This window comes from Bradyrhizobium sp. AUGA SZCCT0176 (genome assembly GCF_018130145.1).
In the GTDB taxonomy this organism is placed as follows: domain Bacteria; phylum Pseudomonadota; class Alphaproteobacteria; order Rhizobiales; family Xanthobacteraceae; genus Bradyrhizobium.
Genome location: NZ_JAFCMB010000015.1, coordinates 1 through 11,755 on the forward strand (window position 1 = coordinate 1; position 11,755 = coordinate 11,755).

An 11,755-nucleotide genomic window follows, 5' to 3' on the forward strand; every position below is an offset into this window, starting at 1 on the left:
GAGAGCACGGCATAAGCCGTAAAGCCACTGCGCAGGGAAGGCCGGGTGTTCTCCGCTGCCCTGTATGCTCGTGTGCACTTTGTTTTGTGCAAACCGCACGCGAGACCGCGGGTGCAGCGCGCACCCGGTCTTCCCTGCGCCCTCTCCTTTCCGAGCGGGCGGAAAATGACGCAAAACTCGGGCATCTCGTGCCGTGAGAATGTGGACCCATGCCCTCACATTGTTTGAAAGACGATCATTGCAAGTCGAGCGGCCAATTTCGCGTTGCGGAAGACAAATCAGAGCCCAAACGCTCATCCGAAGCGACGCGCTGTGTGCTTGCCAAGTTCTCGCTTTACGTAAAAGATGGCAGCGCCTAGCCGGGCGGCCGTCCATGCCTTCGTTCGCGCATTGCTGGCTATTCGGCCTGCCTTTTAGACGTGGAGAATTGCGTGAGTGAAGCTCTTCATCCAGCCGCTCCCCATCATCTGCCAGGTTTCATCACGGCGCCGGGTGACACCGACGTTTTGATGGTCGTTATGGGGATCTTCCTGATCGGCACCATTCTCGCGGTCGGTAATTTCTATTTGCACCTGCACACGCTGCCGGAGCGGTTGGCCCACAAGTCGCAAAAGCTGCAGTTTGAAATCGTGGCCGTGCTGGGTCTGCTGGCGCTGTTCACGCACAACCATTTGTTCTGGGTGATCGGCCTGTTCCTCGCCATGATCGATCTTCCGGATTTCGCTTCGCCGCTGCGCAGGATCGCCGGATCGGTTGAAAAGCTGGCCGGCGTTCCGCCTGAACCAGACCCGACCGAGCCGCCTCCAGAAACTGCAGGCCACGCGGCCGTCACTGACAGCGGCGCTGCCAAGAGTGAGGCAAAGAGTCATGCTTGAGATCATCCTCTGCTCGCTCGTGACGATATTGCCGGACTATCTCTATCGCCGCTATCGGCAGGGAAAGCGCATCGGCCACGAAATCACGCTTTATTCGGTCTGGTTCGAGCTGCGATTTGGCATCATCGGCTGCCTGATGCTCACGGTCGCGCTGATCACGATGATCTTCTATTATCATCCATCGACCTCGTCGGCGACGTTGTACTATCGGACCGTCCCGATCATGTCCGAAGTAGCCGGCCGGGTGGCGGAGGTTAACATCGACGTCAGCGCGGCCGTCAAGCAAGGTGAGGTGATTTTCAGAATTGACAGTTCCAAGCAGGAGGCAGCGCTACTGACGGCCAAACGCAAGATCGCCGAAGTCGATGCCGCCATGCTGTCGGCGCAGGCCGATGTTCTCAAGGCCGAAGGGCAGATCCTGCAGGCTCAGGGCGATTATCAGCAAGCCACCGACGAGCTGAATACCAAGCGGGACCTCCAGCAACGCAATCCCGGCATCGTTCCGCAGCGTGACATCGAAAAGCTCCAGGTGCTGCAGGCGGGTCGGCAGGGCTCGCTAGATGCCGCCAACGCTTCAAAACAATCCGCGGCGGTTCGCGTCACCGCCCTCCTCCCCGCCGAGAAAGCCAGCGCAGAGGCCGCGCTGGCCGAAGCGCAGGTCGATCTGGACAAGACCTTCATTCGTGCAGGGTTCAACGGGCGGGTCGAGCAGTTCGGGCTGAGGCCGGGCGATATCGTCAATCCAATGATACGGACGGCCGGCGTCCTGATTCCGGAGGGCGCGGGACGGGTTGCACTGTCGGCTGGGTTTGGGCAGATCGAGGCTCAGGTCATGAAAGTCGGAATGGTGGCCGAGGCCACCTGCATTTCCAAGCCGTGGACGATCATTCCGATGGTGGTGACCAATGTGCAGGACTACATCGCGGCTGGCCAGTTCAGGGGCGGCGAACAGCTGATCGAGGCGCAGAGCACCGTGCGTCCTGGCACCATTCTCGTTTTCATGGAGCCGATCTACAAGGGCGGGCTGGAGGGCGTGACGCCCGGCAGCAGCTGTATCGCCAACGCCTACACCAGCAATCACGAACGGATCGCGTCAGGCAAGCTCAGCGCGTTCAAGAGCTTCGCGTTGCACGTCGTTGACGCCACCGGCCTCGTGCATGCGATTCTGTTGCGGATTCAGGCCCTGCTGCTGCCCATCAAGACGCTGGTGCTGAGCGGGCACTGAGGGTTTGTCCGGATGCTCCCGGTGTCGGGTTAACTGACACCAGGCACTCCAGGCGGCCCGCCGGCTTAGTGCGAGGTCATCCAGGCGCGGGCTTCGCGCTGCGCCGTGGCGATCTCGACATCCGACATCATCTCGGCGACTTCGCGGCGCATCGAGATTGCGTCAGTGCGGCCTTTCAGGGCGGCGAGATTGAACCATTTATGGGCGGCGACCAGGTTGACGACGCCGGAACGACCGCTCGCCCAATACAGGCCGCGCTCGAACAGCAAATCGGGGATTGCGGTTTCCACCGGTGTCGCCGTCTCCAGATCGAATTGTCCCTGAAACATCGTAGTCTCCCCTTTTTGTTGTTGCCGCCCTCCCCCGAGCGCGGCCCCTGTCCACTGTCTAACGTCCCGTTATGCCCCACGCCGTTTGCCGGCTTGTTGGGATGATCATGGCCCATCAAATTTGAAGGGCAGTTTAAATATCGCGATGAACGGGGTGTAAACGCGAAGCGCCCCGGCGCCGGTGAGGAATCGCAGAAGTCCCTGTGCCGCAGCAACAAGTGAGGATTCGTGAAGACCGGTTTACCCTGCCGTTTCGCACAACGATAACCATTGCGACGTCTCGCATCTCGCGCGCGCCGTCATCGGCGCGAACGGAGAACCTGGCAGCGCAAGAGTTCCCGTGATGGATCGGCGGGCGCATGGCGCAAACGGCGTGCGGTGGCGCATGAGCACGATCTGCGGCAGCCCGACGCGGGCCACGGGCGGTCGGGGCAGTCATGTAAAGGATTTGGAAAGATCGAATGCCGGGCACCAAGGGCGCGGCTATCGTTCCGGGGAACAGGAGACGTTCCGGGGAACGAGGGCGTCGGCGAACACGTCAGGACCAGATTTCAGTCGGGGCTTTGGGCCCAGTGAAATTGCGGAGCAAAGATTCCGCACCGAACGAAGAAAACCTGTTTCTTCTGCCGGACCGGTTTTGGGAAAGCGAACTCTCCCGAAAGTCGATCCAGCCGTTTGACCTGATGTCTCGCCGACACCCTCTTTCGTCGACCAGAGCCATCCGAGCTATGTTTGCTTAGAGAAGCAAACCGTCTGATGGCTCGTGTGACGTGCCGGCATCAAGCCGCCGGCAATTTTTTCAAGACGAAGTTACTTCTTCTTCTTGGCGACCTTGCGGGTCTTCTTCGCAGTCTTCTTCACTGCGCTCTTCGCCTTCTTTGCCTTCTTAGCTTTCTTGGCCATGTTGCCCTCCTAATGTAAGTGAGATGGCTTAGTTCGCTGCGTGCACTCGGGAATCGATGTGCACTACATCCCGAATACACCAACACATTCAAAAAAACAGCGTCCCGCTTAAGGAAGTGTTGACGCAGCAATGTGAGAGCGCGCGCGAAGCTCGTGTCGGCGCCACCAAAACACGCCCGTACGACGATGCAAAAAGTGCAGCAACGACCGACATCGGCGTTTGTCAATATTGGAGGAAACGCTTGTATTACAGATGTTTTCGCGATTCACGCATGTGATGATTGGTGCGCAAACGACGTTATCGCGACTCATCGAGACTGCCCAAAAGCCGCTTGCGCGGACTCTGAGTCGCAAATTTTGGCAATGAAAATATTTTCGTGGATTCAGCGTCCACGTCTCATCGCCGCTCGCCAGAACCGAATTTTTGGACGAATCGCTGCGACCGATTCGCAAGGCCCGTTGTCCGTCGTGACGATGATTTTTGATCCGCGATGCGCGATCGATGCACGCTTTCGCGCGTCGATCGCAACGTGAGCTACCGCGAAAAGCGTCCCGTTACGGGACGCTTCAGATGCCGAGCTTCGCCTTCAAGAGATCGTTGACGGCTTGCGGATTGGCCTTGCCGCCGGACGACTTCATCACCTGGCCGACGAACCAGCCGGCGAGTTGCGGCTTGGCTTTCGCCTGCGCGACCTTGTCCGGGTTGGCGGCGATGATGTCGTCGACCACCTTCTCGATCGCGCTCAAGTCCGTGACCTGCTTCATGCCGCGCGTCTCGACGAGCGCGCGAGGGTCGCCACCTTCCTGCCAGACGATCTCGAACAGGTCCTTTGCGATCTTTCCGGAGATCGTGCCCTCGCCGATCAGGTCGACGATCGCCGCGAGTTGCACCGCAGACACCGGTGAGCCCGCAATATCACGGCCTTCCTTGTTGAGGCGTCCGAACAGCTCGTTGATCACCCAGTTGGCGGCAAGCTTGCCGTCGCGCGCCTTGTCGGTGAGCGCGGCCAGCACGGTTTCATAGAAGTCCGCGCTCTCGCGCTCGGCCACCAGCACGCTGGCGTCGTAGGGCGACAGTCCGAAACCTTCGATGAAGCGGGCCTTCTTCTGGTCCGGCAATTCCGGCAGCTCGGCCTTCAGGCCGGCGACATAGGCTTCGCTGAACTCGAGCGGCAGCAGGTCGGGATCGGGGAAGTAACGGTAGTCGTGCGCCTCCTCCTTGGAGCGCATCGAGCGCGTCTCGCCCTTGCCCGGATCGTACAGCCGGGTCTCCTGATCGATGACGCCGCCATCCTCGATGATTTCGATCTGGCGCCGCGCCTCATACTCGATCGCCTGGCCGATGAAGTTGATCGAGTTCATGTTCTTGATCTCGCAGCGGGTGCCGAGCGGTCCGCCGGGCTTGCGCACGGAGACGTTGACGTCCGCGCGCAGTGAACCCTTCTCCATGTCGCCGTCGCAGGTGCCGAGATAGCGCAGGATCGAACGCAGTTTGGTCACATAGGCCTTGGCCTGCTCGGCATCGCGGATGTCCGGTTTCGAGACAATCTCCATCAGCGCCACGCCGCAACGGTTGAGGTCGACATAGGACATGGTCGGGCTCTGGTCGTGCAGCGATTTGCCGGCGTCCTGCTCCAGGTGCAGACGCTCGATCCCGATCGAGACGCTGTGGCCGCCGTCAAGTTCGACCTCGACCACGCCCTCGCCCACGATCGGCGACTTGTACTGGCTGATCTGGTAGCCCTGCGGCGAATCCGGATAGAAATAGTTCTTGCGGTCGAACACCGAGCGCAGATTGATCTGCGCGTTTAGCCCAAGGCCGGTGCGAACTGCCTGACGAACGCATTCCTCGTTGATGACAGGCAGCATGCCCGGCATCGCGGCATCCACCAGCGAGACGTGGGTGTTCGGCTCGCCGCCGAACTCGGTCGAAGCGCCCGAGAACAGTTTTGACTGCGAGGTGACCTGGGCATGGACCTCCAACCCGATCACCATTTCCCAATCGCCGGTGACGCCCCTGATCAGTTTGGCCGGTTTGACTGTCGCGTTCATGCTTTTCCACTCCCGAGCAGCGCGGACACGATCCGCTCCCATTCGGCTTCCAGAGAATCCTTGGCCACGGGCTGGCCCGCCTGCCGGTACCAATAGCCGGCATTGCCGAGATCACCCTCGACACGATGCAGATAGGCATGCACCCAGGCGGCGTCGCCCGTGTTTTCGTCCTGGACGATCTTGTGCGCCTCGTCCCATTGGCCCTTGGCCGCCCACCACAATGCCGCCAGCGGCGGTTCCAGGCTAGGTGCCGGAGACGTCCCCGACAGGCTGGCGCGGAAGTCGCCCATCGCTACCACCAGCGCTCGGGCGTGAAGCGCCCGGCCGCCTGCTCCACCACTTCGCCGAGCGAGAACAGCGTCTCTTCGTCGAAAGGTCGGCCGATCAGTTGCAGGCCGAGCGGCAACCCCTGCACATCCTTGCCGGCGGGAACGGCGATGCCCGGCAGTCCCGCCATGTTCACGGTCACCGTGAAGATGTCGTTGAGATACATCTCGACCGGATCGGCGCCGCCCTTCTCGCCGACGCCGAAGGCCGCCGACGGCGTCGCCGGCGTCAGGATCGCGTTGACGCCCTTCGCAAAACAATCCTCAAAGTCCTTCTTGATCAGGGTGCGGACTTTTTGCGCGCGCAGGTAATAGGCGTCGTAATAGCCGGCGGAGAGCACATAGGTGCCGATCATGACGCGGCGGCGCACTTCGTCGCCAAAACCTTCGGCGCGGGTGTTCTCGTACATCTCACCGATGGAGCCGCCGGGCACGCGCAGGCCATAGCGCACGCCGTCGTAGCGCGCTAGGTTAGACGACGCCTCGGCAGGCGCCACGATGTAATAGGCCGGCAGCGCGTATTTGGTGTGCGGCAGCGATATCTCGACGAGCTCCGCGCCAGCCGCCTTCAGCCAGGCCGCGCCTTCGGTCCAGAGCTTTTCGACTTCGGCCGGCATGCCGTCGAGGCGGTATTCCTTGGGAATACCGATCTTCATGCCTTTGACGGACTTGCCGATCGCGGCCTCGTAGTCCGGCACCGCGCGATCGACGGAGGTCGTGTCCTTGGGATCGTGACCGGCCATCGAGCGCATCAGGATCGCGCTGTCGCGCACGGTGCGCGCAATGGGCCCTGCCTGATCGAGCGAGGAGGCAAAGGCGACGATGCCCCAGCGCGAACAGCGGCCATAGGTCGGCTTGACGCCGACGGTGGCGGTGAACGCCGCCGGCTGGCGGATCGAACCGCCGGTGTCGGTCGCGGTCGCGCCCATGCAAAGCAGTGCGGCCACCGCGGAAGCTGAGCCGCCCGACGAGCCGCCCGGCACCAGCGAGGTATTGGAGCCTTCGCGCCGCCACGGATTGACCACCGGGCCGAAGCACGAGGTCTCGTTCGAGGAGCCCATCGCGAATTCGTCGTTGTTGAGCTTGCCCAGCATGACCGCACCGTCGCGCCAGAGCTGCGAAGTGACTGTCGACTCATAAGGCGGCACGAAATTGCCGAGGATTTTCGAGCACGCGGTGGTGCGCACATCCTTGGTCGCGAACAGGTCCTTGATGCCGAGCGGAATGCCGGCCAACGGGCCGCCCTCGCCTTTGGCGATCCTGGCGTCGATCGCGCGCGCCATGGCTCGGGCCTTGTCCGGCGTTTCCAGCACGAAGGCATTGAGCGCGCGCGCCGCCTCGATCGCGGCAAGGTGCGCGTCGGTCAGTTCAAGCGAGGTGAAAGACTTGTTCGCGAGGCCATTCCTGGCCTCGGCGATCGTCATCGAAATCAAATCGGTCATTTATTGATCGGGCTGCAGAAGAATGGAGACAGGGTCTTGTCGCTCGCGGGGTCGTCTTGCTTGGGCCGCGTCAGCTCGGACGCCTCGAGCGCGTCGAGCACGGCGTCCATCGCCTTGTCGGGATCGGCGACCTTGCCCTGCCGCTCCATCGCGTCGAGATAGTTCATGTAGGCCGCATAAGCCTTTTCATCGTCGCAGAGCATGCACATCGCGGATCTCTAAGACTCTTTTGTTTGACGCGTTTTCTTCACGCGAACCGGTATCCACTTCGCTCGAAAACACGATGTTACTCGACGACCTTCGGCACCAGAAAGAAATGGTTCACGGTGTCGGGCGCGTTTCTGACGACATCGTCGGCGATCTCGCCGTCATTGATCACGTCAGGACGTTTCTTCATTTCCATCGGGGTCACCGAGGTCATTGGCTCGACGCCGTCGACGTTCACCTCCGAAAGCTGCTCTACGAACGCCAGCATGGCGTTCAGTTCGCCCTGCAGATGGGGAACTTCGGCCTCGGCGACCGCAATTCGCGCAAGATGCGCGATGCGGCGAACGGTAGCGGCATCAACGGACATTAATATAAGGCCTCAATCGGGGGATCGCACCCGCCGTATAGCAGAGCCCGGTTTTGCGCCGCAACCACGGGGAACCGCCCCGCCGGCATTTTGGGGCCAAAATACCGCCAAACGGGGCTCAAAGGCCGCATCAAAGTGCCGCCGTTGCGGCCCGCGCCGGGAGTCCGGGGTTTCGACAGGGAAAAGCCGCCGACGAAACCAATTTGGCGGGCTGACGCAGTCGTTTTGAAACAGTCGCGGCGTGTACTCGGCCATCACTCTGGAGGCCGTGCCATGTGGACAACGGAACACGACGGTGTAACGGAAAGTTGGGATCCTGCTCTGTGGTCGATCGGTGGCGTGCTTGGCGTCGCGATCCTATATCTGGCGTGTCTAGCCTGACGAACGTGAGGCAACGCCATGTCCAAAGCGAAAGAGCTTCAGGAAAAAGCCGAGATGTTCGAGCGGCGCGCAGAAAGCGCCACCGATCCCATCTCGCAACGTCACTACAAAGAGATGGCCGCGCATTATCGATCGCTCGCCGTCGAGCACCTGGACGTCGTAAAACGCGACGAGCCGGCGCATTAGCACAACGACCCCGGCAGCCGCCGGACGCTAAGCCAGCGAACTCAGCCTAGCCAACGCCGCGCCCGCCAGCGCCCGCGTCAGTTCTGCAGCCGGCATCTCGCGGCCCATCCGCACCGCCTGCCCGGCCCAGAGATTGGTGAAATCGACCTTGCCGAGCTTTTCGGCGGCCGCCTTCAGCGGACCGAGTGCGGTTGCGGCGTGCGGAAAATCAGGCGCATCCGGCGAAATCGGTCCGACCTCGCGCATCAAGCGGTTGGCGACGCCGCGCGCGGGCCGTCCGGTCATGACGTTGGTAATGACGGTGGCATCATCACTCGCCTGGGCAAGCGCTACCCGCGCCGGCGCGGACACCTTCGATTCCGGGCAGCGCAGATAGGCCGTGCCGATCTGCACGCCCGCAGCTCCGAGCGCAAAGGCCGCCGCGATCCCGCGTCCGTCGGCAATGCCGCCGGCCGCGATGACAGGCACCTTCACGGCGTCGACGACCTGCGGCACCAGCGCGAAGGTGCCGGGCTGCTGGGCGATATTCTCGGTCAGGAACATGCCGCGATGGCCGCCGGCTTCGGCGCCTTGCGCAATGATCACGTCGGCGCCGTGCTCCTCGAGCCATATCGCCTCTTTTACGATCGTGGCTGACGACATCACGATGGCGCCCGCCGCCTTGACGCGTTTCACCAGTGCGGCATCCGGCAGGCCGAAATGGAAGCTGACCACTTGCGGCTTCATCTCCTCAACCAGCGCGCACATCGCCTCGTCGAATGGCGCGCGGTTCGCGGCAGTGACAGGCGTTGCGGGATCGAGGCTCAACTCCTTGTAATAGGATGCGAGCCGCGCCTTCCATCCGGCTTCGCGCGCGGGATCGGCCGCGACCGGCGCGTGGCAGAAAAAGTTCAAGTTGAGCGGCGTGGAGACGCGCTGGCGCACGATGCTGATCTGTTCGCGCGCCTTTTCCGCCGTGATCATCGCGCATGGCAGCGAACCCAGCGCGCCACCCTGGGCCGCCGCGATCGCCAGTTCCTGATCCATCACGCCGGCCATTGGCGCCAGCACGATCGGAAATTCGGTCTTGAAGAGATCGAGAAGTCGGCGGTCTGGCCACATGGGTCTGCTCGCTTGAATGAGTGGAATCAGGCTCTTGTTGCTGCGGAAGAGTTGCGCCGTCCAGCCAGGAGCTGATCGGCCTCGCCGACGATCCTGTCAACGATCACTGCCGCCGACGGAATATCATGGATCAGGCCGACGGCCTCACCTGCGATGACAGCGGCGACATCATAATTTCCGGCGGCTCTCGCGGCGGCATATTCGGCCGCGACAGCGGTGACGTTTTGCATCAGTTCGACCTCGCGCCCGATCCAGCGGCGCGCGTGGTCATTGATCAGGCAGCGGCCGTTGAACGGCGCCGGCCAGACATTGTTCCGCGAGATATCGAAGATGATGCTCCTGATGCTGCTGCCGCTGGTCGCGTTGCAGATACGCTTTTTGGCTTCATCGGCGCCGTCGCATTCCTGGCTGGCGTAAAAGCGCGTGCCGAGCAGCACGCCGGACGCCCCCAGCATCATCATCGCCGCCAGCCCGCGGCCGTCACCGATGCCGCCCGCCGCCGCAACCGGCACCCGGCCCGCCACGAGATCGACAATCGCCGGCACGATGTCGATGGTGGTGCGGGAGGCACCGTGTCCGCCGGCCTCGCTGCCTTGCGCAATCAGCAGGTCGGCACCGGCGTCAAGCGCCTGCCGCGCCATGCCCTCGTCCTGCACCTGGCAGATCAGCAGCGCGTTGCTGGATTTGATCTTGGTCGCAAAGGGTTTTGGATCGCCGAACGAGAGCATGATGGCGCGCGGCCGTGCCGCGAGCGCGATGTCCATTAGCTCCGGCCGTTTGGCGAGACTCCAGGTGATGAAGCCGATGCCAAAGGGAGCGGATACGCCTCTGAGCTTGGCGGTCTCCTGCTCCAGCCAGGCCTTATCGCCATAGCCACCACCCAAAATGCCAAAACCACCGGCGGCGCTGACTGCCGCCGTCAGTCGTGCGCCGGCGATCACGTCCATTGGCGCCGACAGGACCGGATGCGTGATGCCCAGGAGAGCCGTCAATGGCGTGCTGATCGACATGTCCAAACCCTTCTATCTGGACAGACACGATAAGCCGACATATCATTCTCATAAAATGAATACTATAGAACGCTGCCATCGCTATAATGAAACGGAGACCGGTCCATGGAATTGAGCGATCTCGTGACGTTTTCGACGGTGGCGCGCCTCGGCGGCATCACCCGCGCCGCGGACGAACTCAACACCGTGCAATCCAACGTCACCCAGCGCGTCAAAGCGCTGGAGACCGAGATCGGCACCGCACTGTTCGAGCGGCATAGCCGCGGCATGACATTGACCGGCGCCGGCCGCCGCTTGCTTCCGTATGCGCAGCGGATGGCGGCGTTGTCGCGCGAAGCCGTGCTGGCCGCGCGCGACGATGGCGAGCCCAAGGGGCCGTTGTCGATCGGCTCGATGGAGACCACCGCTGCGGTACGGCTGCCTTCCCTGCTCGCCGAATTCCACCGCCGCTTTCCAGCGGTGCGCTTGAGCCTGCGCACCTCGCCGACCGCAGACCTTGTCGCGGCCGTGCTTGACGGATCGCTCGACGGCGCATTTGTGGCCGGTCCGATCGACCACGCCGAACTCAGTTCGACAATCGCTTTCAGGGAAGAACTCGTGCTGGTGACGTCGAGGCGCTGGGCAAATCTGGCCGCCTTGCGCGCGGGCACGCCAGAATCGGGGCCGACCGCCCTGGTATTCCGCACCGGCTGCAGCTATCGGCAGCGGCTCGAACAGGTGTTTTCCGAGTTCGGCTGGCCGTCTTCGGCGCGGTTCGAACTCGGCACGCTAGACGGCATGATCGGCTGCGTCGCCGCTGACATGGGCGTGACGCTGCTGCCCCGTGCCGTTGTCGGAAAGAACGAGACCGTCAACGTCCACAAGCTGAAGGCCGCTCAGTCTGGTGTCGACACCCTCTTCATCCAGCGCCGCAGCGCACATCAATATAGCGCGCTGCAAGGCTTTACCGCCTGCCTGAACAATAGCGGCGAGGTCATCGCCGCCTGAGATTTCAGCGCCGCAGCCCGCCTCCGCCCCTGACCGCCTCGACCAACCCTAACGGCCAAGCGCCCTGTAGAAATCCGTAAATTGAACCCAGCGCGCAGGCTGCCGCGAAGGGCAGAATAAACCAGCGGCGGTGGTCTTCCAGCGCGTAGCGGATGAGCATCGCGGTCACCGCGAGCAAGCCGAACAATTGCAGTGCATCCATCGCGTTGCCTCGTCGCGCGCGCCGTTCCGCTGTGCGAAATATCGGCGCCACATTTCTGCAACAAAGAAGATTTGCGCTGCACGACCGGCTCGCGGCCTTCCATCGCAATAGCCGCATCAAAAAATTTTTGGAATCGTCGCACACTACTACGTTAGTATGAGG

The 11,755-nt window shown here is 62.2% G+C and carries 13 protein-coding genes; 4 read left to right on the forward strand and 9 right to left on the reverse strand.

Annotated elements, in window-relative coordinates; all coding sequences use genetic code 11:
* Positions 1-431 precede the first annotated feature (431 nt).
* Together JQ600_RS26970 and JQ600_RS26975 are read left to right on the forward strand one after the other, a co-directional pair.
* Positions 432-875, forward strand: a complete 444-nt coding sequence (locus JQ600_RS26970) for a hypothetical protein (protein WP_212266319.1) — start codon at positions 432-434, stop codon at positions 873-875.
* Positions 868-2,100 (forward strand): HlyD family secretion protein, encoded by a 1,233-nt coding sequence (locus JQ600_RS26975; RefSeq protein WP_212388230.1) that lies wholly within the window; start codon positions 868-870, stop codon positions 2,098-2,100. The genes JQ600_RS26970 and JQ600_RS26975 overlap by 8 nt, the downstream gene beginning before the upstream one ends.
* 65 nt (positions 2,101-2,165) lie before the next feature.
* Here JQ600_RS26975 and JQ600_RS26980 read toward each other — a convergent pair whose 3' ends face one another.
* From JQ600_RS26980 to gatC, 6 genes are all read right to left on the reverse strand, one after another.
* The gene (locus JQ600_RS26980) at positions 2,166-2,429 is read right to left on the reverse strand and encodes a hypothetical protein (RefSeq protein ID WP_212266315.1); all 264 of its coding nucleotides are present in this window, start codon (positions 2,427-2,429) and stop codon (positions 2,166-2,168) included.
* A gap of 1,470 nt (positions 2,430-3,899) precedes the next feature.
* On the reverse strand, positions 3,900-5,384 hold the full coding sequence (gatB, locus tag JQ600_RS26985; RefSeq protein WP_212490163.1) for an Asp-tRNA(Asn)/Glu-tRNA(Gln) amidotransferase subunit GatB: 1,485 nt from the start codon (positions 5,382-5,384) through the stop codon (positions 3,900-3,902).
* Positions 5,381-5,674, reverse strand: coding sequence for a hypothetical protein (locus JQ600_RS26990; protein WP_249146656.1), 294 nt, complete (start codon positions 5,672-5,674; stop codon positions 5,381-5,383). The genes gatB and JQ600_RS26990 overlap by 4 nt, the downstream gene beginning before the upstream one ends.
* A gap of 2 nt (positions 5,675-5,676) precedes the next feature.
* Positions 5,677-7,152: an Asp-tRNA(Asn)/Glu-tRNA(Gln) amidotransferase subunit GatA gene (gatA, locus tag JQ600_RS26995; RefSeq protein WP_212467090.1), complete on the reverse strand. Its 1,476-nt coding sequence runs from the start codon at positions 7,150-7,152 to the stop codon at positions 5,677-5,679.
* Entirely contained in the window at positions 7,149-7,361 is a 213-nt protein-coding gene (locus JQ600_RS27000) for a hypothetical protein (protein WP_212388221.1), read from the reverse strand. The genes gatA and JQ600_RS27000 overlap by 4 nt, the downstream gene beginning before the upstream one ends.
* A gap of 77 nt (positions 7,362-7,438) precedes the next feature.
* Positions 7,439-7,726, reverse strand: coding sequence for an Asp-tRNA(Asn)/Glu-tRNA(Gln) amidotransferase subunit GatC (gatC, locus tag JQ600_RS27005; protein WP_212388218.1), 288 nt, complete (start codon positions 7,724-7,726; stop codon positions 7,439-7,441).
* A gap of 399 nt (positions 7,727-8,125) precedes the next feature.
* On the opposite strand from gatC, the gene JQ600_RS27010 reads away from it, so the two are divergent.
* Positions 8,126-8,293: a hypothetical protein gene (locus JQ600_RS27010; protein ID WP_192733686.1), complete on the forward strand. Its 168-nt coding sequence runs from the start codon at positions 8,126-8,128 to the stop codon at positions 8,291-8,293.
* Between the two features lie 27 nt (positions 8,294-8,320).
* Here JQ600_RS27010 and JQ600_RS27015 read toward each other — a convergent pair whose 3' ends face one another.
* Both JQ600_RS27015 and JQ600_RS27020 read right to left on the reverse strand, forming a co-directional pair.
* Complete coding sequence (locus JQ600_RS27015) at positions 8,321-9,394, reverse strand: nitronate monooxygenase family protein (RefSeq protein ID WP_212388214.1); 1,074 nt, start codon at positions 9,392-9,394, stop codon at positions 8,321-8,323.
* A 26-nt stretch (positions 9,395-9,420) separates the two neighbouring features.
* The gene (locus JQ600_RS27020) at positions 9,421-10,404 is read right to left on the reverse strand and encodes a nitronate monooxygenase family protein (RefSeq protein ID WP_212388206.1); all 984 of its coding nucleotides are present in this window, start codon (positions 10,402-10,404) and stop codon (positions 9,421-9,423) included.
* A gap of 105 nt (positions 10,405-10,509) precedes the next feature.
* Between JQ600_RS27020 and JQ600_RS27025 the strand changes: the two genes are divergently transcribed.
* The gene (locus tag JQ600_RS27025) at positions 10,510-11,391 is read left to right on the forward strand and encodes a LysR family transcriptional regulator (protein ID WP_212266301.1); all 882 of its coding nucleotides are present in this window, start codon (positions 10,510-10,512) and stop codon (positions 11,389-11,391) included.
* A gap of 4 nt (positions 11,392-11,395) precedes the next feature.
* Here the strand turns inward: JQ600_RS27025 and JQ600_RS27030 are convergent, their stop codons facing one another.
* The gene (locus tag JQ600_RS27030; protein WP_212388204.1) at positions 11,396-11,593 is read right to left on the reverse strand and encodes a hypothetical protein; all 198 of its coding nucleotides are present in this window, start codon (positions 11,591-11,593) and stop codon (positions 11,396-11,398) included.
* Positions 11,594-11,755: the final 162 nt, after the last annotated feature.

What these genes read in the sequence shown, in the direction of transcription:
- JQ600_RS27015 (WP_212388214.1), bottom strand. Translation starts at nt 9,394, where the DNA reads ATGTGGCCAGACCGCCGACTTCTCGATCTCTTCAAGACCGAATTTCCG.
- gatA (WP_212467090.1), bottom strand. Translation starts at nt 7,152, where the DNA reads ATGACCGATTTGATTTCGATGACGATCGCCGAGGCCAGGAATGGCCTC.
- JQ600_RS27000 (WP_212388221.1), bottom strand. Translation starts at nt 7,361, where the DNA reads ATGTGCATGCTCTGCGACGATGAAAAGGCTTATGCGGCCTACATGAAC.
- JQ600_RS27030 (WP_212388204.1), bottom strand. Translation starts at nt 11,593, where the DNA reads ATGGATGCACTGCAATTGTTCGGCTTGCTCGCGGTGACCGCGATGCTC.
- gatB (WP_212490163.1), bottom strand. Translation starts at nt 5,384, where the DNA reads ATGAACGCGACAGTCAAACCGGCCAAACTGATCAGGGGCGTCACCGGC.
- JQ600_RS26990 (WP_249146656.1), bottom strand. Translation starts at nt 5,674, where the DNA reads ATGGGCGACTTCCGCGCCAGCCTGTCGGGGACGTCTCCGGCACCTAGC.
- JQ600_RS26975 (WP_212388230.1), top strand. Translation starts at nt 868, where the DNA reads ATGCTTGAGATCATCCTCTGCTCGCTCGTGACGATATTGCCGGACTAT.
- JQ600_RS27025 (WP_212266301.1), top strand. Translation starts at nt 10,510, where the DNA reads ATGGAATTGAGCGATCTCGTGACGTTTTCGACGGTGGCGCGCCTCGGC.
- JQ600_RS27020 (WP_212388206.1), bottom strand. Translation starts at nt 10,404, where the DNA reads ATGTCGATCAGCACGCCATTGACGGCTCTCCTGGGCATCACGCATCCG.
- gatC (WP_212388218.1), bottom strand. Translation starts at nt 7,726, where the DNA reads ATGTCCGTTGATGCCGCTACCGTTCGCCGCATCGCGCATCTTGCGCGA.
- JQ600_RS26980 (WP_212266315.1), bottom strand. Translation starts at nt 2,429, where the DNA reads ATGTTTCAGGGACAATTCGATCTGGAGACGGCGACACCGGTGGAAACC.
- JQ600_RS27010 (WP_192733686.1), top strand. Translation starts at nt 8,126, where the DNA reads ATGTCCAAAGCGAAAGAGCTTCAGGAAAAAGCCGAGATGTTCGAGCGG.